Genomic DNA, 19,651 nt, shown 5'->3' on the forward strand with positions numbered 1-19,651 from the left:
GTTGTAGGCCGGGTAAGGCGCAGCCGCCACCCGGTATAAACGCAACTCCGTGCCTGATGCCATCGCCCGGCGGCGCTACGCTGGCGCGGGCCTGGAGACAATCAGAGCCGGACGAGTAGGCCAGCCAGGATAAGCGCCGCTGTAGGATCAGAAGCGTAAAATTATGGCTCGCGGCGATCGGCCAGGTCCGTGAGCGGCTGCGCATCGTCGTTTGTGGAAACCTGCGGCGGCGACTTGCGCTTCCACTTCAGCTCGCTCACCAGCACCCCCGCGAGGATCAAGACGCAGCCGAGCAGAGCCAGCAGCGGCAGACGCTCACCGGCCAGCCGGCCAAAAATACCGGCCCATACCGGTTCACCAGTATAGATAAGGGTGGCCCGCGTCGGCGAGACGCTGCGCTGCGCCCAGTTCATGGTCACCTGAATGATCGCGCTGAAAATCCCCAGCCCCAGCGCGACGCCGAGCAGGGCCGGCGTCAACGGCGGAACCGCCTCACCCGCCGGCTTCATGGCGGCGAAAGCCACCAGCGACGCGGTCGCCAGCTGCACGACCGTCACCCGGCGGACATCGACTTTCCCGGCCCAGGCGCTGATAAGGATAATCTCCGCCGCGATCGCCAGCGCGCTCGCCAGAGTAATCATCTCCCCCACGCCAAGCGCCAGCAGATTATTTTCCGGCCCGGCCAGCAGGATCAAACCGATAAACGCCAGCACAATCCCCACGCAGGACATCACCCCCGGCATACGACCCAGGCACAGCCACTGCAGCAGCGGTACCAGCGGCACATACATCGCCGTGATAAAGGCAGATTTACTGCTGGAGATCGACTGCAGTCCCCAGGTCTGCAGGCCATACCCCAGCGCAATCGCCACGCCAATCGCCACCCCCGCCTTCACCTCCAGCCACGTCAGCCCTCGCAGGGTGCGCAGCGAGAGCAGGCCCACCGCCAGCGCGGCAGTCGCGAAACGCAGACCGACAAAAAACAGCGGCCCGCTGAGGCTCACCGCATACTGCACGGCAAGGAACGTCCCTCCCCAGAACATGGTGATCATGATGAGAAGAGCTTCCTGGCGGGTAATGGAGAATTTTAACGAAGACATAAGGCAGCCATGACGATTAACGGGCGACCAGTGTGCAATCCGCCCGGCGGGAGCGCAACCACCGACAGATAAAAAAACCGCCGGCAGATGCCGGCGGCGAGGGCGATGCGGTTGGGTCGGGGAGATTAACACCGCATCAAAGAGAACAGTGCGAGTCGCGCGTTAACTTTCACGACTACCGTGACTGTTTTTACCCCCTTTTTTGCCAGCCTCTGAGGCGCGCTGAGGGTCATTTTTAAAATTCCCCCCGCTATGCTGGCCACCTTTACGTCCTGCTTCTGATGCTCTTTCACGGTCTTCAGCAAAGTTGCCAGAACCGCCACGATGGTTTGCCATTACTGACCTCCATTAGGTTAGACATCATAGTGCATTACGCGGGAGCGGCGACGCCGCTGTCTTACCGCGTATCTATAAGGTTAGTGAATGACTGCCGCTGACGGCGGCAAATGAAATATCCAGAAACAAACCCGGGCGAAAAAAGCCCCCTCGCGGCGCGTACGGGTTCTAACCTGCTCTGCTGGCGGAGAAAAAATAGTCGGCAAAAATGTATCCTGATGCTACACCCTTGCCACACCGGCCAAAATAGCAGGCACAACGCTTCCTCCTTCTCTCCCTTTCAGGCCGCGCGGTGCAAGGAAAAGTAAATAATGCTTTGTCATTTTGTTATAAATCAAATAAATGCCCGTTGGATTTGCACTCTCCGGCGGAGGCTTTATCTTTAAAGGTAACCAGCCATTTGGCTGGCTTATAACGCAACCGAGGAGTGATGGAAATGGCTAAAATTCTGGTGCTTTATTATTCCATGTATGGACACATTGAAACCATGGCTCACGCCGTCGCCGATGGGGCAAACCGGGTGGATGGCGTTGAGGTGGTTGTGAAGCGCGTGCCGGAAACCATGCAGGCTGAAGCATTTGCCAAAGCAGGCGGGAAAACGCAAAACGCGCCCGTCGCCACGCCGCAGGAGCTGGCAGAGTATGACGCCATCATCTTTGGTACCCCAACTCGTTTCGGCAACATGTCCGGTCAGATGCGCACCTTCCTCGATCAAACCGGCGGTCTGTGGGCGTCCGGCGCCCTGTACGGCAAGATCGCCAGCGTATTCAGCTCAACCGGCACCGGCGGCGGACAGGAACAAACCATTACCTCGACCTGGACGACGCTGGCCCACCACGGCATGATCATCGTCCCGATCGGCTACGGCGCCCAGGAGCTGTTTGATATTTCCCAGGTCCGCGGCGGTACCCCTTATGGCGCGACCACCATCGCCGGCGGAGACGGCTCGCGTCAGCCGAGCGAGGAAGAGTTAGCCATCGCCCGCTATCAGGGCGAACATGTCGCCAAACTGGCCGTTAAAGTCCACGGCTAATCTTCTGCAGGAGGAGTAACATGCCAACTCAAGAAGCAAAAGCACATCGCGTCGGCGAATGGGCAAGTTTACGTAACACCTCGCCGGAGATCGCCGAGGCGATTTTCGAAGTCGCCCACTACGATGAAAAACTGGCGGAGCAAATCTGGGAAGAAGGCAGCGACGAAGTGCTGGCGCTGGCCTTTGCCAAAACCGATAAAGATGCGCTGTTCTGGGGTGAACAGACGATTGAGCGTAAAAACGTCTAGGACGTTTATTTCCGCCAGGTCTCGCCCTAACCTGCTAAAAAACCCGGATTGCTCCGGGTTTTTTACATTATTTCGCCGCCTCGTTGATCACCTTTTTAAAGGTCTCCAGCGGACAGAATCCCTGATCGTCAACCGGGCAGCCGTTAAGCGCCAGGGTGACCCGCTGCGGCGGGGCCTGCAGGGTTAACGCGTCGGCGTTACGCAGCTGTTCAGTACTTTGATAGACATACTCAATCTTCATCAGATCGCGATTACCGGCGCTGTCATGCCAGCGCTGAAACAGCAGTTTGCCGCCAATGGGCGTGCGCTCGTACTGGCCAGGTAGTTGATAAGGCTTAAAGTCCAGGGCCGTCAGCAGCGAGGCGATATTCGAGTCGTGCCCCACCAGCAGCGTGACTTTCGCCTTGTTGGCCTCCTCGCCCACCAGCGCGTTATCGATATATTTAACCAACGGTTTGGCGACGTTTTGTGCCACCGCTACCGAGGTAAACAGACTATCCTGGTAGCCGTTCTTCAGCTTCGACAGCACCTGCCATTGCTTATCGCTGGTGATTTCCCCCCACGCCACCTGGTCTTTCGGGAAGCCTTCATAATATTGCAGGGTGAAGGCGTCCACCAGCGAGTTGCCCACCTTCAGCGGACCGGAAACCCCCGGCTCCTGTTGATAACCGGCGCTAAAGGTATCCTTACCCTCGCTCAGCGAGCAGACCTGCTTCTCTTTGCAGGAGGGCGAGTTGCGGTAATCGATCATCGTCTCCAGCAGCTTATAGCTCTCGGTCAGTTGCATCCCCTGACGCTCTTTTTCCATCGCCTGCAGCGCTTTCTCGCGAAACGCGGGGGAGTCGTCGGTAATAACCGGGTTGAAGGTCGGGTCCATGGTGCCCATCTGCGGCTGATGGTGCACCGTGATACCGCAGCCCGGGAACGCGCCGGTGATAAAGAACTGCGCGGTGGCGACGGTGCGCTGCAGGCTGTTGGCATAGGCGTAAACCGCGTTTTCCGGTGGGCACTCGCCGCTGGTCACCAGCTTCTGCTGCGCCAGCCATTCGCGCATATAGTGGCCCATATACACCTCCAGCACGCCGCCTTTGGTTGTCAGCTGGCCGCCCGGCACATCCCACTGCGGCCAGGCCTTGGCGGTGGACTGCTCGAGCACGCTGCCGTTATTGGCCAGCGGCGCACGCAGGTTGTGACGGCTCATGATCAGCACCTGCTGCAGCTGATATCCCTCCGGGGCGGCCGAGTCCTGCGCCTGAGCGCCAGCGGATAACATCACCGCGCCGGCAACGGCGGCGGCAAGTAGACGTTTTTTCATCCCTTCATCCTTAGTCATTTATTATCATCGCGTTAATTGTGACGGATTTATGACATTTTTCCTGGTAATCGCTCGCAAACTTAGACCGTAGCCGAAAATTTCCCCTGCCGGGCAAAGAGTTTTATAATGAAACAATTAACCTGGAGGCTTTCGTGAAACGTACCCGTCTGGAAAACAGCTGTTGCCCTATCGCCCGCTCCCTCGATGTTATCGGCGACTGGTGGTCGCTGCTGATCGTCCGCGATGCTCTACGCGGGGTGCGCCGGTTTAGCGAATTCCAGAAAAACCTCGGTATTGCCAAAAACATGCTCGCCGGGCGGCTGAAAATGCTGGTGGATGAAGGCATCCTGCGCCTGCAGCCGGCCTCCGATGGCAGCGCCTGGCAGGAGTATGTCCTGACCGACAAGGGCCGTGCCCTGCAGACGGTGCTGGTCGCCCTCTCCCAGTGGGCAGACGACTATCTGTTCGAGCCCGACGAACCGGCGACCCGGCTCATTGACCGTCAGCAGCGCCAGCCCCTGCGTAAGCTGGTCCTGCAGGCGGCGGATGGCCGTGAGCTGGCCCCGGCAGACATCACCATCGCTATTCCGCTGAACGACTAAACGCTGCCCGCGGCAGGCAAAAATGAAAAAGTCCGGACAAAATGGTTGCATTATTAAACCTAATATCTCATGCTGAATTTGGTTTAATAATGCAACCTTTTACGAGGCAATTCTCATGACCCAACCATCGCACACTGCTTTTATCACTGGCGCGTCCTCAGGTATCGGCGCGATCTATGCCGAACGACTCGCCGCCCGCGGCTACAACCTGATCCTCGCCGCCCGTCGTGAAGACCGGCTGCTGGCGCTCGCCGACCAGCTGCAGGCGCGCTACGCCATCCAGGCCAGCATCCTCAAAGCCGATCTTAGCGAAGAGCACGGGATTGCCGCCGTAGAGCAGCGTCTGCAGCAGGATCCCGCCATCGACCTGTTCATTAACAACGCCGGCACCGCGAAAATGGCGGGTTTTCTCGCCAGTACGCCGCGGGAGCACCAGGCGATTCATACGCTCAATACCACGGCGCTGCTGCGCCTGAGCTATGCCGCGCTGGCCGCTTTCATCCCACGACGCCGGGGAACGCTCATTAATATTGCCTCCATCCTCGCGCTACATACGCTGCCAGGTAGCGCGGTCTACAGCGCCAGTAAAGCCTGGGTGTTGAGCTTCACCCGCGGTCTGCAGGATGAGTTTGCCGACAGCGGCGTGCGTATTCAGGCGGTATTGCCGGCGGCGACCGCCACCGATCTCTGGCCGACCTCCGGCGTGGCGTTGAACGCCCTGCCCACCGGCACGGTGATGACCACAGAGGATCTGGTGGACGCCGCTCTCAGGGGGCTGGAGATGGGGGAACAGGTCACCTTACCACCGGTTCATGACCTGGGACTGTGGGAGGCTTTTGAGCAGTCCAGACTGGCGCTGTTTACCAGCGCACGAACCGGACAGCCTGCGCCGCGGTATCGCTAAGCGGCACCTTGCGGCGGACATTACTCCGGTAGCGGAACCGCCGTCAGGGTACAAATGGCCTCGTGCTCGCCGCCGCGGCGATCGGTGATCACCACCTTATCGCCCGCTTTTTTGCCTTCACACGGCTTGAGGACCTGCTCCACGATCTGCTCGCGGCTCGCCTGACGTTCACTTTCAGCCTGGCTGGCAAAGGCAGACAGCGCCAGCACCACGCCCAGCAGGCTGAGGGATTTCTTATACATGACTGACTCTCAGATCGTTCTTATTCGCGGTCAGCGTAACCCGCTGTACGCCGCACTTCTGTAAAATCACTTAACGGAGTGTTACATCCTTTCAGGTGAAACCCGGGCGGTCACATTCCTGCGGGAAATATTTTATCACAACCCCGCCGCCGGATATTCTCGCGATGAGGCGTCATCTTTCAGACATATCCCGATGTTATCTTCAAACAGAGCCCTGTATCTTTTTCCCTTTCTAAACAGAATATTAGGTTGGTCTATGTCGGGTCTTATTCTCTTTATCGTCGCGGTGGCGCTGCTGGGCGTCGCCATCTACAGCCTGGTGTCGTACCTCAAAGAGCGGCGCGCCAGTCAGTTACCTGTCCATAAAAAGAAGAAATAATACCTTCCGTTCCCCGCCGTTTTCTGCTGATTTCTTTACCGTCCTGTACTGTCCCTTACCGAACCAAAAACCAAGGCAGGCCCGTGGGCCTGCCTTGGTTCAATCGCAGCATCAAACGTTTATGACTCCCAGGCCTGCTCCGCTTTGGTGGCATCGAACTGCGGCGGCGGTTTACGGAAGCGTCGGGTCAGGTAAGCCAGGTACAGCAGGCCAAGCGCCGCCCACACCAGGCCGAGCGTTAGCGAGGTGGCCTCGAGGTTGATCCACAGCACGCCCACCGTCAACGCGCCGACCATCGGCAACAGCAGATAGTGCAGCCGATCCTTCCAGGTTTTGTTATACCCCTTGCGCCGCCAGAAGTGGTTGAACACCGACAGATTTACGAAGGTGAACGCCACCAGCGCGCCGAAGTTGATCAACGCCGTGGCGGTCACCAGGTCGAAGAACAGCGCCGACAGCGCGACAATACCCACCATAATCACGTTCAGCGCCGGGGTACGCCATTTCGGATGCACATAGCCAAAAATGCGCTCCGGGAAGACGTTGTCGCGGCCCATCACGTACAGCAGACGGGAGACGCTGGCATGCGAGGCCAGGCCCGATGCCAGGGTGTTAACAAAGGTGGTGCAGAGGAAAATCGACTGGAACAGCTTGCCGCCCACGTACAGCGCAATCTCCGGCAGCGCGGCATCGGGGTCTTTAAAGCGATGAATATCCGGGAAGAACAGCTGCATAAAGAACGACGCGACGATGAAAATAATGCCGCCGTACATCGCAGTAAGAAAAATCGCTTTCGGGATCACCCGTGCGGCGTCAGGGGTCTCTTCCGACAGCGTGGTCACCGCGTCGAAGCCGAGAAACGAGAAGCAGACAATCGTCGCGCCGGTAATAATCGGGATCAGATGCGCATTCTGGCTGATAAACGGCTGCAGCGACCAGACGGTCCCCACCCCCTCGCCTTTGTGCAGCCCCTGCACCACCAGAATGACAAACACCACCATGATCGAAATCTGCACGAGCACGAACAGGGTGTTGAAGTTGGCCACCAGGTTAACGCTTTTCAGGTTCGCGGCGGTCAGAATGGCGACAAAGGTGACCACCCACACCCATGGCGGCACCTCCGGGAACAGCGCCGAGAGATAGATCTTCGCCAGCAGGACGTTGATCATCGGCAGAAACAGATAATCGAGCAGCGACGACCAGCCGACCATAAAACCGACGTGCGGACTGATGGATTTTTGCGCGTAGGTATAGGCGGAACCGGCTTCCGGGAACTGACGCACCAGTTTGCCGTAGCTGATGGCGGTGAACAGCACCCCGGCCAGCGCCAACAGATAAGACGCCGGTACGTGGCCATTGCTGATGCCGGAGACGATGCCGAAGGTATCAAACACCGTCATCGGCGTCAGATAGGCCAGCCCCATCATCACCACTTGCCAGAGTTTGAGGGATTTACGCAGGCGTGGTCTGCCCGCCTGAGCGGCGTTATGCGCAGGAAGATTAATAGCCATCGCCCATTCCCCCCTTGCTGTTAACAGTTTGCGGACCCAACGTCCGCGTGACAAACCTGCTTAGCAAAGGGGTAAGGCATAGATAAAAGGGTAAGACGGACCGGTGAGCGGTAGCTGGCTGGCATTCCATGCGGCCTGAGCGGCCTCCCTCTCCCTGCGGATATTTGAACATCTGCATCATCTCATTTCCTCGTCACACACTGTGTCGTTAACTGAAGCCCCGTTGCCGCCTGCGCTCCTTAACGCGACATCCGGGAAATGGCTGGGCTCCCAGCAAAAAGGACGACCAGGCTCCGCTCAGGCCGTATGATGCTACTGATTACCAAACTCATGGGCCCCTCGCGGGGCGACCATCAGGCGTTTTTCAACATCCACTCAATTTCGGTTTCTGTGATAAGACGCTCAAACTGCAGTAATTCATCATGCTTACAGGCATGGAAAACGTGGCAGAAACGCTCACCGAGGCGCTCGCGCAGATGATCGTTCTGCATAAACTCCCACAGCGCATCGCTCTGGCGGATCGGGAACGGCAGGCCCTCTTGTTCCAGACCGTTACCTTCCACCTCTTCCTGCAAAGGCAGCTGGGGGTTATCCAGCCCGTGCAGAATGCCGGCAAAAATCGCCGCCATCACCAGATACGGGTTGGCGTCCGCCCCCGCCACGCGATACTCGACGCGGTGGTTCTGCCGCTCGCCGCACGGAATACGCAAGGCCACGGTGCGGTTGTTATGCCCCCACGAAGCCTGCGTCGGGACGTACATCCCCGGCTGGAAGCGGCGATACGAGTTCACGTTCGGCGCCAGCAGCGCCATCGAGGCCGGCATCAGATCGATCATCCCGGCCAGCGCGCGTTTGAGCAGCACAGAGTCTTCCCCGTCGCCGTCCACCAGCACGTTTTCCCCTTTATTGTTCAGCATGCTGATGTGGATGTGCATCCCGCTGCCCGCATGCTCTTCATAAGGCTTCGCCATAAAAGTGGCGTGCATCTTATGCTTCTCCGCCATTAAACGCACGAGACGTTTTAACGCCAGCGCATCATCGCAGGCATCCAGCACGTTATCGGTATGGTGAAGGTTGATTTCAAACTGGCCCGGCGAGGCTTCCGCCACCGCGCCGTCGGCGGGGATCAGCTGCAGTTTGGCCAGCTCGTCGATGTCATAAAGCACGTCGGCAAAGTGGTTCAGGTTATCGACGGAGTAGACCTGGCTTTGGGTGTTGCGATCGTCGGTGCCCGGCGCGCACGGCGGCTGGAGGTAGCCTTCGGCGTCGCGTTTGCGGTCCAGTAAATAGAACTCCAGCTCTACCGCTACCACGGGGAACAGCCCGCGCTGGCGCAACTGCTGCCAGAGGCGGTTGAGTACGTTCCGCGGCTCAACGTCAAAGGGAGCGCCATCTTCATCAACCATGGTCAGCTGTACCTGGGCTATCGATTGTGGGTCAGCCGCCGAAGGCGTTAAGGTGCCGGGTACCGGAATGCAGCTGCGATCCGGTTCGCCCATATCCTGACCCAGGCCGGCCTCTTCCACCACATTGCCAAGAATATCCATTGCAAACACCGAGGCCGGGAAATAACAGCCTTTCTCCAGTTTGCTCAGGCCGGCAACCGGAATGCGCTTGCCGCGGAAGCAGCCGTTCAGGTCGGTAAGGAGGACATCGACATACTGGGTATCGGGGTAGGTTTCGAGGTAGCGCTTCACTTCTTTCGCGAACGCGCTGACCCGTCTCTCTTCCGTCTGCTGAACAAAGTTCTCAACTTCTACGATATTGGTTTCCATGATTCACCGCCGTTGGTTGGGTTTCGGTCCTGTGCTCAGACCGTTAAATATAATGTCCACCCCATCGACTGTGTATGCAAATAAATTGTTTGTCAAATGTTAAATTAAGTTTGCAAAGGGCTATTTCCGCTGCTAGATTGAGAAAATATTGAACGATATGGCCGTTAAACCCGCTATAGCGGTCATAATTTAGTCCACTTTGTGAGGGCGATCATGGAAAATATAATGTACAAGCCAGTTATTGGCGTCGTGATGTGTAGAAACAGGCTTAAGGGTCACCAGACCCAGACTCTGCAAGAAAAGTACCTGAATGCCATTGTTAACCACGGCGGACTGCCGATCGCCCTGCCGCATGCGCTGGCGGAGCCGGAGCTGCTGAACGCGTTAGTCGATAAACTGGACGGGATTTACCTGCCAGGCAGCCCCAGTAATGTGCAGCCGCACCTTTATGGTGAAAACGGCGATGAGCCTGACGCCGACCCCGGGCGTGATCTTCTGAGCATGGCGCTGATTAACGCCGCGCTCGAAAGGCGCATCCCCATTTTCGCCATCTGTCGTGGACTGCAGGAACTGGTTGTCGCCACCGGCGGGACTCTGTATCGTCGTCTGTTCGAGCAGCCTGAGCTCCTTGAACATCGTGAAGATCCTGAACTGCCCGTCGAGCAGCAGTATGCGCCGTCCCATCAGGTTGAGGTTCAGGAAGGAGGATTGCTGTCGCAATTGATACCGGGCTGCAACACGTTTTGGGTAAACTCGCTACATGGGCAAGGGGCAAAAACCCTGAGTCCGCAGCTGCGCGTGGAGGCGCGAGCGCCGGATGGACTGGTGGAAGCGGTCAGCGTGAACGATCATCCTTTCGCGTTGGGCGTACAGTGGCATCCTGAATGGAACAGTAGCGAATACGCCCTGTCGCGTATGTTGTTTGATGGTTTTATCACCGCCTGTCAGGGCCATCATGCTGAAAAGCGGCGGCGCTGACCACTACCGTTAAGGAAATGCAAATATGAGCGATGACGGACTGGCGCCAGGGAAACGTCTGTCAGAGATCCGCCAACAGCTGGGTCTCTCACAGCGTCGTGCCGCCGAACTGTCTGGGTTGACACATAGTGCCATCAGCACCATAGAGCAGGACAAAGTCAGTCCTGCCATCAGTACGCTGCAAAAGCTGCTGAAAGTCTATGGGCTGTCGCTCTCGGAATTCTTTTCTGAACCCGAAAAGCCGGACGAACCCCAGGTGGTCATTAATCAGGATGACCTGATTGAGATGGGAAGTCAGGGCGTTTCCATGAAGCTGGTTCATAACGGAAATCCGAACCGTACGCTGGCGATGATTTTTGAAACTTACCAGCCTGGAACCACGACCGGGGAGAGAATTAAGCATCAGGGTGAGGAGATAGGCACCATACTGGAAGGTGAGATCGTGCTGACCATTAACGGTCAGTCGTATCACCTGGTGGCTGGACAGAGCTATGCCATTAATACCGGCATCCCGCACAGCTTCAGCAACACCTCGGCAGGCATCTGCCGCATCATCAGTGCCCACACCCCCACCACATTCTGATTATTTAGCCTGAACGAGGTTCAGGCTTTCTTCAGGCCTGTCGCGGCGGAATATCTATTTTCGTCGCGGCGAAGAAATCGTAGTAATTACGCCTGCGCCGTACGGAATATTATTTCCTGTTGGCCCCGAAATAATTAACGCCAGTGAATGGCGACTCGCTCCTGAATAATTCGGGTTGTAAACAACCTGTCGCCATTCAGGGGAATAAAACGGTATTCAACTCCGGGGATACGTTATGCCCTGCGCCCGGCGCAGTGCCCCCGTGCAGCCTGAAAACGCCGAACTGATTAATGTGCCGATAATGTTTTTAAGGAGTCATGATGAATTTTCAGCACCTGGCTTACTGGCAGGAAAAAGCGAAAAACCTGGCCATTGAAACGCGCTTATTTATTAACGGCGAATATTGCGCCGCGGCCGATAATACCACCTTTGAAACTATCGACCCTGCCGCGCAGCAGACATTAGCGCAGGTCGCCCGCGGTAAAAAAGCCGACGTCGAACGGGCGGTGAAGGCCGCGCGCCAGGCTTTTGATAATGGCGACTGGTCGCAGGCCTCCCCCGCACAGCGTAAAGCGATCCTCACTCGCTTTGCTGATCTGATGGAGGCCCATCGTGAAGAGCTGGCGCTGCTGGAAACGCTGGATACCGGCAAACCGATCCGCCACAGCCTGCGCGACGATATTCCCGGCGCCGCCCGCGCCATTCGCTGGTACGCCGAGGCGCTGGATAAAGTCTATGGCGAAGTGGCCCCCACCGGCAGCAACGAGCTGGCGATGATCGTTCGTGAACCAATTGGCGTGATCGCCGCGGTGGTGCCGTGGAACTTCCCGCTGCTGCTGGCCTGCTGGAAACTCGGCCCGGCGCTGGCGGCGGGCAATAGCGTAATCCTCAAACCCTCAGAAAAATCGCCGCTCACCGCCCTGCGTCTGGCCGGGCTGGCGAAAGAGGCCGGCCTGCCGGACGGCGTGTTGAACGTGGTCAGCGGCTTTGGTCACGAGGCCGGGCAGGCGCTGGCCCTGCATCCTGATGTTGAAGTCATTACCTTTACCGGCTCCACCCGCACCGGCAAGCAGCTGCTGAAAGACGCCGGCGACAGCAATATGAAGCGCGTGTGGCTGGAAGCGGGCGGCAAGAGCGCCAACATCGTCTTCGCCGACTGCCCGGATCTGCAACAAGCGGTCAGCGCCACCGCCGGCGGCATCTTCTATAACCAGGGCCAGGTGTGCATCGCCGGGACCCGTCTGCTGCTCGAGGAGAGCATCGCTGACGAGTTTCTGGCGCGGCTGAAAACCGAAGCACAACACTGGCAGCCGGGTAACCCGCTCGATCCGGACACCACCATGGGCATGTTGATTGATAACGCCCATGCCGACAACGTGCACAGTTTTATCCGCGGTGGCGAAGCCAAAAGCACGCTGTTCCTCGACGGACGGAAAAATCCGTGGCCTGCCGCCGTCGGCCCGACCATTTTCGTTGACGTCGACCCGGCATCGACCCTCAGCCGGGAAGAGATCTTCGGCCCGGTACTGGTGGTCACGCGCTTCAAAAGCGAAGAAGAGGCGCTGCAGCTTGCCAATGACAGTGACTACGGTCTCGGCGCCGCCGTGTGGACCCGCGATCTGTCACGCGCCCACCGCATGAGCCGTCGCCTGAAGGCTGGCTCGGTCTTCGTCAACAACTATAACGATGGTGATATGACCGTTCCGTTCGGCGGCTACAAGCAGAGCGGCAACGGGCGCGATAAATCGCTGCACGCGCTGGAAAAATTCACCGAACTGAAAACCATCTGGATTGCCCTGGAGTCTTGATCATGACTGAACATACCACTAGCTACTACGCCGCCAGCGCCAATAAGTATGAACCGTTCCCGACGCTGGAGGGCTCCATCAACTGTGACGTCTGCGTTGTCGGCGGCGGCTACACCGGCCTCTCCTCAGCTCTGCATCTGGCCGAAATGGGCTACGACGTGGTGGTGCTGGAAGGGGCGCGCATCGGCTTCGGCGCCAGCGGCCGCAACGGCGGTCAGTTGGTCAACTCCTATAGCCGCGATATCGACGTCATTGAGAAGAACTACGGCCCGGATGCGGCCAAAATGCTCGGCAGCATGATGTTCGAAGGCGGCGATATTATTCGCGAGCGCATCCAGCGCTACCAGATCCAGTGCGATTACCGCCCGGGCGGCCTGTTCGTGGCGATGAACCATAAACAGCTGGAAACCCTGGAAGAGCAGAAAGCCAACTGGGAACGCTACGGCAACACCCAACTGGAGCTGCTGGACAGAGAGGCCATTCGTCGCGAAGTGGACAGCGACCGCTACGTCGGCGCCCTGCTTGACCACAGCGGCGGCCATATTCACCCGCTGAACCTCGCCATCGGTGAAGCGGACGCCATTCGCCTGAACGGCGGCCGGGTGTATGAGCAGTCGCCGGTCACCCGCATCCAGCACAGCAGCCCGGCGGTGGTCAGCACCGCGCGCGGCCAGGTCACCGCGCGCTACGTGATCGTCGCCGGCAACGCCTATCTTGGCGATAAACTGGAGCCGGAGCTGGCGAAACGCAGCATGCCGTGTGGCACCCAGGTGGTCACTACCGCTCCGCTGTCGGAAGAGGTCGCCCGCTCGCTGATCCCGAAAAACTACTGTGTGGAAGATTGTAACTACCTGCTGGACTACTACCGTCTGACCGGCGACAACCGTCTGCTGTACGGCGGCGGCGTGGTCTACGGCGCGCGCGATCCGGACGACGTGGAGCGGCTGATTATGCCGAAGCTGCTGAAAACCTTCCCGCAGCTGCAGGGGGTGAAAATTGACTACCGCTGGACCGGCAACTTCCTGCTGACCCTGTCGCGGATGCCGCAGTTCGGCCGTCTCGATAACAATATTTACTACATGCAGGGCTACAGCGGCCACGGCGTGACCTGTACCCACCTTGCCGGACGCTTGATTTCAGAGCTGCTGCGCGGCGACGCCGAGCGGTTCGACGCCTTCGCCAAACTGCCGCACTACCCGTTCCCGGGCGGCCGCAGCCTGCGCATTCCTTTTACCGCCATGGGCGCCGCCTACTACAGCCTGCGCGACCGCCTTGGGGTTTAATCGCCTCTGCCGACGGCGCTGGCCGTCGGCTCATGCTGCGGATAGTGCTGCTGAAAGTAGTGGCGCAGAAACTCCACGGTGGTGCGAATTTTAGCCGACGTCGCCAACCGGGAGACATAGACTGCCCAGACGTTGGCAGGCTGAAAGAATTCCGGCAGCACATGCACCAGATGGCCGCTGGCGATATTCTCCCGGACGTCCCACCATGAACGTAACGCAATCCCCTGCCCGTCAAGACACCACTGATGCACAATTTCACCATGGTTGGACGACAGCGGCCCGGTCACCTTGATCGCATGCTGCCCCTCTTTGCTGTGCAACTGCCAGATGCCAAACGGATGATCGCGTTCTTTAATCACCAGGCAGGGTAAGGCGGCCAGATCGCTCAGCTGTTTCGGCGGTGGATGGCGGGCAAGGAATTGCGGCGAGGCGCAGAGCACGCGGTGGTTGGCCGCCAGCTGGCGGGCAATCAGATTCGGCGCGATATCATCGCCCACGCGAATATCGAGATCCACCCCTTCATTGACTAAATCCACCAGCCGGTCCTGGACATCGAAACGCAGTTCCAGCTGCGGGTACTGAAGGGCCAGCGCCGACAGCGCCGGGGCCACCACCCGGCGACCAAAGCCGAAGCTACTGATAATACGCAGCGTTCCCTGCGGCACCTGACGTACGTCGGAAAGCTCGTCCATCATCTCATCGACATCCTGCAAAATGCGCTGCGCCCATTCGTAGATCCGCTCCCCCTCCTCGGTAATGGTGACCCGGCGGGTAGTCCGGTGCAGCAACACCACATTCAGGGTTTGCTCCAGCAGCGAAACCCGCTTGCTGACGAACGCCGGTGATACGCCAAGCTCTTCGGCGGCGGCGGCGAACCCGGCCCGGCGAGCGACCAGCATAAAGACGCGTAAATCATTTAGCAGCGGCAGATTATTCATGATCTGTGTTTTATGTTTCACCAGTTAGCGTGATTAATTATGAACCAGTCAATTATAGGATAGGCAGGTGGTCAAACATCATCGCTAAAAAGTGAGAACCGGAATGAAAAAAACCTATCGTATTGCCGCCATCCCGGGTGACGGAATTGGCAAAGAAGTTCTGCCTGAAGGGATTCGCGTGCTGCAAGCCGCCGCACAGCGTTGGGATCTGTCATTGAGCTTCGAGCAGATGGAGTGGGCAAGCTGCGAATATTATGCCCATCACGGCAAGATGATGCCGGACGACTGGCGCGAGCAGCTGCAGGGCTTCGATGCCATCTACTTCGGCGCCGTCGGCTGGCCGGATACCGTTCCCGACCACATTTCGCTGTGGGGGTCGCTGCTGAAGTTCCGCCGTGAGTTTGACCAATACGTCAACCTGCGTCCGGTGCGTCTGTTCCCCGGCGTCCCCTGCCCGCTGGCGGGTAAAAAGGCCGGCGATATCGATTTTTACGTGGTGCGCGAAAATACCGAAGGCGAATATTCCGCCCTCGGCGGGCGCGCCAATGAAGGCACCGAGCATGAAGTGGTGATTCAGGAGTCGGTCTTTACCCGCCGCGGCGTGGACCGGATCCTGCGCTACGCCTTCGAACTGGCGCAAAGCCGCCCACGCAAAACGCTGACTTCGGCGACCAAATCCAACGGTCTGGCGATCAGCATGCCCTACTGGGATGAGCGGGTGGAAGAGATGGCCAAAAACTATCCGGATATTCGCTGGGACAAGCAGCATATCGATATCCTGTGCGCCCGCTTCGTGCTGCAGCCGGAGCGTTTTGATGTGGTGGTCGGCTCCAACCTGTTCGGCGATATTCTCTCCGATCTCGGCCCGGCCTGTACCGGCACAATCGGTATTGCGCCGTCGGCCAATCTCAATCCGGAGCGCACCTTCCCGTCGCTGTTCGAGCCGGTTCACGGCTCCGCGCCGGATATCTACGGTAAAAATATCGCCAACCCGATCGCCACCATATGGGCCGGGGCGATGATGCTCGATTTCCTCGGCAACGGCGATGCGCGCTATCACGCCGCGCACAACGGCATCCTGGCGGCGATTGAGCAGGTGATTGCCAGCGGGCCGAAAACCCCGGATATGAAAGGCAGCGCGTCAACGCAACAGGTCAGCGACGCCATCTGCAAGGCCATTTTGGCGTAATTACCCCGACCGCTCCCCGGTGGCGCTGCGCTTACCGGGGCTACAAAAGGCACGATAATGTAGATACTGTTATCGGTTTGCAACAGTTTCGCCCCGGGAAAAACGTTTGTTCTGTGTTATTTCCGGGCACATTGCGCTCCCGATATGTCTTCCGTGTTATGTCTCTTCTGGCGCAGGGAGCGCGCAGGGGGCGGCCAGTCGCCGCCGCCCCCTGTACCCCCGGGCTCCGGCCAGCAACATCGCCACTGCGTGGTTCCTTCGACTTATCCCTGCAGGCTTCGGGTCGGGCAAGGCGTTAGCCGCCACCCGACAAAAAAACGACACCGCGAGTAGCAAGCACGGGTAAGGCGCAGCCGCTACCCGGGAAGACCTGCGCCAACTTCCCTCTCTTTTCGCTATGCAGAATCCCCCACGATTGACAAGTGGACCGCATCACAGCGGTGAACTTTATTAATTCCTGAAAGGACAGAACCTGCGCCAATTCACCTTTTATTATTTCCGTTCCGTGTTTTATTGCTTCACGAATCGGCCAATTGTTTAATTCATGTAACGAAGAAATAATCCGATTGTTAATAGCTTTTTGCTACGAACCTTGACCCTACAGCGTGATAACAACGACAGGCTAAAGCCACCGACGGGCAATCATGCCCAGGAGATCACCCATGTTGAGCAACGTAAAGAAAAAAGATGTGCCGCTGATTGCCATCAGCCTGGCGGCCATTGTTTTCATCGCCGCTACATTAAGTCTCTTCCCGCAGCAAACCGCGCAGGCGGCTGATTCGATTTTTAACGGCGTGACCCGGCTGCTGGGTTCCACGGTACAGGTACTGGCGCTGGGACTGGTGCTCTATCTGGCGACCAGCAAATACGGCAATATCCGTCTCGGCGAAGGTAAAGTCGAATACAGTACCCTCTCATGGCTGTTTATGTTTATCTGCGCCGGGCTCGGCTCCTCCACGCTGTACTGGGGCGTTGCCGAATGGGCTTATTACTACCAGACCCCGGGCCTGAACATTGCTCCGCAATCGCCGAAAGCGCTGGAATACAGCATCCCTTATTCTTTCTTCCACTGGGGGGTTAGCGCCTGGGCGACCTACACTCTCGCTTCGCTGATCATGGCCTATCACTTCCACGTGCGGAAAAATAAAGGCCTCAGCCTCTCCGGGATCATTTCAGCGATCACCGGAGTGAGTCCGCAGGGCTTCTGGGGCCGTCTGGTCGATCTGATGTTCCTGATCGCTACCGTCGGCGCGTTAACCATTTCGCTGGTGGTCACTGCCGCCACCTTCACCCGCGGCCTGTCAGCGCTGACCGGGCTGCCGGATAACTTCACCGTGCAGGCGTTTGTGATCCTGCTCTCCGGCGGTATTTTCTGCATGAGCTCGTGGATTGGCATCAACAACGGCCTGCAGCGCCTGAGCAAAATGGTCGGCTGGGGGGCGTTTCTGCTGCCGTTGGTGGTATTACTGGTTGGTCCGACCGAATTCATCACCAATAACATCATTAACGCCGTCGGCCTGACGACTCAGAACTTCCTGCAGATGAGTCTGTTTACCGATCCCCTCGGCGACGGCGCCTTTACCCGCAACTGGACCGTCTTCTACTGGCTGTGGTGGATCTCCTATACTCCGGGCGTGGCGATGTTCGTCACCCGCGTCTCCCGCGGGCGCAAAATCAAAGAGGTGATATGGGGACTGCTCCTTGGTAGCACCGCCGGCTGCTGGTTCTTCTTTGGGGTGATGGAAAGCTACGCCATGCACCAGTTCGTTAACGGCGTGATTAACGTACCGCAGGTGATGCAGACTCTCGGCGGCGAAACCGCCGTCCAGCAGGTCCTGATGTCGCTGCCGGCAGGTAAGCTGTTCCTCGCCGCCTATCTGTTTGTGATGATTGTTTTCCTCGCCTCGCACATGGATGCGGTGGCCTACACCATGGCAGCGACCAGCACCCGCAACCTGCGCGAAGGCGACGATCCGGATCGCGGCATGCGCCTGTTCTGGTGCGTGGTGATCACCCTCATCCCGCTATCGATTCTGTTTACCGGCGCTTCGCTTGAGACCATGAAAACCACCGTGGTGCTGACCGCCCTACCATTCCTGGCCATTTTACTGATTAAAACCGGCGGCTTCGTGCGCTGGCTAAAACAGGACTACGCCCACGTGCCGGTCAATCAGATAGAAACCCATACGCCCGAGCCAATGATTAAAGCCGAGACGCTACCGGTTGGCACGGTACTCAAAGGCGACGGCCAGTCGCTGTAAAACCTCTTACTGACAATAATCACAAGGTGACCTTACATGAGCAATTTGAGCCCTGACTTTACTCTGCCGATTAACTTTTGCGCCAATCCGCAGGATGCCTGGACCATTCCGGCCCGTTTTTATACCGACAGCCAGGCGTTTGAGCACGAGAAAGAGCGCATCTTCGCCAATAGCTGGATTTGCGTCGCCCACGGCAGCGAGGTCGCCCGGCCGAACGACTACATCACCCGGGAGATCATTGGCGAAAATATCGTTATCGTCCGCGGCCGCGACAATATTCTGCGCGCTTTCTATAACGTCTGCCCGCACCGCGGCCACCAGCTGCTGAGCGGTGAAGGTAAAGCCAAAAACGTGATTACCTGCCCCTATCACGCCTGGGCCTTCAAGCTTGACGGCAATCTCGCCCACGCCCGCAACTGCGAAAACGTGGCGAATTTCGATAGCGAAAAGGCAACGCTGGTGCGGGTTCGCCTGGAAGAGTATGCCGGCTTTGTGTTTATCAATATGAACCCGCAAGCGGAGAGCGTGGAAACGCAGCTGCCGGGCCTGCAGGACAAAGTGCTGGAAGCCTGCCCGGACGTGCATGACCTGAAACTGGCAGCGCGCTTTACCACTCTCACCCCGGCGAACTGGAAAAATATCGTCGATAACTATCTGGAATGTTACCACTGCGGCCCGGCGCACCCGGGCTTCTCGGATTCCGTACAGGTTGACCGTTACTGGCACACCATGCACGGCAAATGGACGCTGCAGTATGGCTTCGCCAAGCCGTCCGAGCAGTCGTTTAAATTCGAAGAAGGTACCGAAGCCGCGTTCCACGGTTTCTGGCTATGGCCGTGCACCATGTTCAACGTGACGCCGATCAAGGGCATGATGACCGTGATCTATGAATTCCCGGTGGATGAAGAGACCACTCTGCAGAATTACGACATCTATTTCACCAACGAAGAGCTGACTGACGATCAGAAAGCGCTGATTGAGTGGTATCGCGACGTGTTCCGCCCGGAAGATTTACGCCTGGTGGAAAGCGTGCAGAAGGGGCTGAAGTCCCGCGGCTATCGCGGCCAGGGACGCATTATGGCGGATAACAGCGGCAGCGGTATCTCCGAGCACGGTATCGCCCATTTCCACAATTTGGTGGCCCAGGTGTTCCAGCCGTAATCGTT

Annotated in this window: 20 protein-coding genes; 13 read left to right on the plus strand and 7 right to left on the minus strand. The window is 58.1% G+C overall.

All coding sequences use genetic code 11. The annotated features are described in order from the left end of the window. Positions 1 to 161: 161 nt before the first annotated feature. Positions 162 to 1,100, minus strand: a complete 939-nt coding sequence (locus tag HMPREF3142_RS26035) for a DMT family transporter (RefSeq protein ID WP_008805936.1) — start codon at positions 1,098 to 1,100, stop codon at positions 162 to 164. A 162-nt stretch (positions 1,101 to 1,262) separates the two neighbouring features. Further along, positions 1,263 to 1,436, minus strand: a complete 174-nt coding sequence (locus tag HMPREF3142_RS26040) for a con-10 family general stress protein (RefSeq protein WP_002898708.1) — start codon at positions 1,434 to 1,436, stop codon at positions 1,263 to 1,265. Positions 1,437 to 1,553: 117 nt separating this feature from the next. On the opposite strand from HMPREF3142_RS26040, the gene HMPREF3142_RS29625 reads away from it, so the two are divergent. From HMPREF3142_RS29625 to HMPREF3142_RS26050, 3 genes are all read left to right on the plus strand, one after another. Continuing rightward, positions 1,554 to 1,655: a hypothetical protein gene (locus tag HMPREF3142_RS29625; protein WP_224224868.1), complete on the plus strand. Its 102-nt coding sequence runs from the start codon at positions 1,554 to 1,556 to the stop codon at positions 1,653 to 1,655. A 217-nt stretch (positions 1,656 to 1,872) separates the two neighbouring features. Further along, positions 1,873 to 2,469 (plus strand): NAD(P)H:quinone oxidoreductase, encoded by a 597-nt coding sequence (wrbA, locus tag HMPREF3142_RS26045; protein WP_008805935.1) that lies wholly within the window; start codon positions 1,873 to 1,875, stop codon positions 2,467 to 2,469. Positions 2,470 to 2,489: 20 nt separating this feature from the next. Further along, positions 2,490 to 2,717, plus strand: coding sequence for a YccJ family protein (locus tag HMPREF3142_RS26050; RefSeq protein ID WP_008805934.1), 228 nt, complete (start codon positions 2,490 to 2,492; stop codon positions 2,715 to 2,717). 67 nt (positions 2,718 to 2,784) lie between these two features. Here the strand turns inward: HMPREF3142_RS26050 and agp are convergent, their stop codons facing one another. Then, on the minus strand, positions 2,785 to 4,032 hold the full coding sequence (gene agp, locus HMPREF3142_RS26055; protein WP_063106261.1) for a bifunctional glucose-1-phosphatase/inositol phosphatase: 1,248 nt from the start codon (positions 4,030 to 4,032) through the stop codon (positions 2,785 to 2,787). Between the two features lie 152 nt (positions 4,033 to 4,184). Between agp and HMPREF3142_RS26060 the strand changes: the two genes are divergently transcribed. Both HMPREF3142_RS26060 and HMPREF3142_RS26065 read left to right on the plus strand, forming a co-directional pair. Then, positions 4,185 to 4,634 carry a winged helix-turn-helix transcriptional regulator gene (locus tag HMPREF3142_RS26060; RefSeq protein WP_012542276.1) on the plus strand — a complete coding sequence of 150 codons (450 nt, stop codon included), beginning with the start codon at positions 4,185 to 4,187 and terminating at the stop codon, positions 4,632 to 4,634. 115 nt (positions 4,635 to 4,749) lie between these two features. After that, on the plus strand, positions 4,750 to 5,538 hold the full coding sequence (locus HMPREF3142_RS26065; protein ID WP_008805931.1) for an SDR family NAD(P)-dependent oxidoreductase: 789 nt from the start codon (positions 4,750 to 4,752) through the stop codon (positions 5,536 to 5,538). Between the two features lie 20 nt (positions 5,539 to 5,558). Here the strand turns inward: HMPREF3142_RS26065 and HMPREF3142_RS26070 are convergent, their stop codons facing one another. Then, entirely contained in the window at positions 5,559 to 5,780 is a 222-nt protein-coding gene (locus HMPREF3142_RS26070) for a hypothetical protein (RefSeq protein ID WP_008805930.1), read from the minus strand. Between the two features lie 256 nt (positions 5,781 to 6,036). Between HMPREF3142_RS26070 and HMPREF3142_RS28720 the strand changes: the two genes are divergently transcribed. Then, positions 6,037 to 6,159: a small membrane protein gene (locus HMPREF3142_RS28720; protein WP_002898600.1), complete on the plus strand. Its 123-nt coding sequence runs from the start codon at positions 6,037 to 6,039 to the stop codon at positions 6,157 to 6,159. Positions 6,160 to 6,278: 119 nt separating this feature from the next. Here HMPREF3142_RS28720 and HMPREF3142_RS26075 read toward each other — a convergent pair whose 3' ends face one another. Together HMPREF3142_RS26075 and HMPREF3142_RS26080 are read right to left on the minus strand one after the other, a co-directional pair. After that, on the minus strand, positions 6,279 to 7,670 hold the full coding sequence (locus HMPREF3142_RS26075) for an APC family permease (RefSeq protein ID WP_008805929.1): 1,392 nt from the start codon (positions 7,668 to 7,670) through the stop codon (positions 6,279 to 6,281). Positions 7,671 to 8,023: 353 nt separating this feature from the next. Next, positions 8,024 to 9,445 carry a glutamine synthetase family protein gene (locus HMPREF3142_RS26080; protein WP_008805927.1) on the minus strand — a complete coding sequence of 474 codons (1,422 nt, stop codon included), beginning with the start codon at positions 9,443 to 9,445 and terminating at the stop codon, positions 8,024 to 8,026. Between the two features lie 225 nt (positions 9,446 to 9,670). On the opposite strand from HMPREF3142_RS26080, the gene puuD reads away from it, so the two are divergent. The 4 genes from puuD (at position 9,671) to HMPREF3142_RS26100 (ending at position 14,097) form a co-directional block, all read left to right on the plus strand. After that, complete coding sequence (puuD, locus tag HMPREF3142_RS26085) at positions 9,671 to 10,423, plus strand: gamma-glutamyl-gamma-aminobutyrate hydrolase (protein WP_162494428.1); 753 nt, start codon at positions 9,671 to 9,673, stop codon at positions 10,421 to 10,423. Between the two features lie 25 nt (positions 10,424 to 10,448). Continuing rightward, a complete protein-coding gene (gene puuR / locus HMPREF3142_RS26090; RefSeq protein WP_002898590.1) occupies positions 10,449 to 11,006 on the plus strand; it encodes an HTH-type transcriptional regulator PuuR in 558 nt (185 codons plus the stop codon). A 320-nt stretch (positions 11,007 to 11,326) separates the two neighbouring features. Next, positions 11,327 to 12,814 (plus strand): aldehyde dehydrogenase PuuC, encoded by a 1,488-nt coding sequence (puuC, locus tag HMPREF3142_RS26095; protein ID WP_023297349.1) that lies wholly within the window; start codon positions 11,327 to 11,329, stop codon positions 12,812 to 12,814. Positions 12,815 to 12,816: 2 nt separating this feature from the next. Beyond that, positions 12,817 to 14,097: an NAD(P)/FAD-dependent oxidoreductase gene (locus HMPREF3142_RS26100; RefSeq protein ID WP_008805924.1), complete on the plus strand. Its 1,281-nt coding sequence runs from the start codon at positions 12,817 to 12,819 to the stop codon at positions 14,095 to 14,097. Here the strand turns inward: HMPREF3142_RS26100 and HMPREF3142_RS26105 are convergent. Further along, entirely contained in the window at positions 14,094 to 15,056 is a 963-nt protein-coding gene (locus HMPREF3142_RS26105) for a LysR substrate-binding domain-containing protein (protein WP_008805923.1), read from the minus strand. The two genes, HMPREF3142_RS26100 and HMPREF3142_RS26105, sit on opposite strands and share 4 nt — an antisense overlap. A gap of 82 nt (positions 15,057 to 15,138) precedes the next feature. Between HMPREF3142_RS26105 and HMPREF3142_RS26110 the strand changes: the two genes are divergently transcribed. The 3 genes from HMPREF3142_RS26110 (at position 15,139) to yeaW (ending at position 19,646) form a co-directional block, all read left to right on the plus strand. Continuing rightward, positions 15,139 to 16,224: a tartrate dehydrogenase gene (locus tag HMPREF3142_RS26110; protein ID WP_008805922.1), complete on the plus strand. Its 1,086-nt coding sequence runs from the start codon at positions 15,139 to 15,141 to the stop codon at positions 16,222 to 16,224. Between the two features lie 662 nt (positions 16,225 to 16,886). Then, positions 16,887 to 18,485: a BCCT family transporter gene (locus HMPREF3142_RS26115; RefSeq protein ID WP_070612890.1), complete on the plus strand. Its 1,599-nt coding sequence runs from the start codon at positions 16,887 to 16,889 to the stop codon at positions 18,483 to 18,485. Positions 18,486 to 18,521: 36 nt separating this feature from the next. Then, positions 18,522 to 19,646, plus strand: a complete 1,125-nt coding sequence (yeaW, locus tag HMPREF3142_RS26120) for a carnitine monooxygenase, oxygenase subunit YeaW (protein ID WP_070612892.1) — start codon at positions 18,522 to 18,524, stop codon at positions 19,644 to 19,646. The last annotated feature ends 5 nt before the right edge of the window (positions 19,647 to 19,651 follow it).

The organism is Klebsiella sp. HMSC16C06 (genome assembly GCF_001808325.1).
GTDB lineage: Bacteria > Pseudomonadota > Gammaproteobacteria > Enterobacterales > Enterobacteriaceae > Klebsiella > Klebsiella variicola.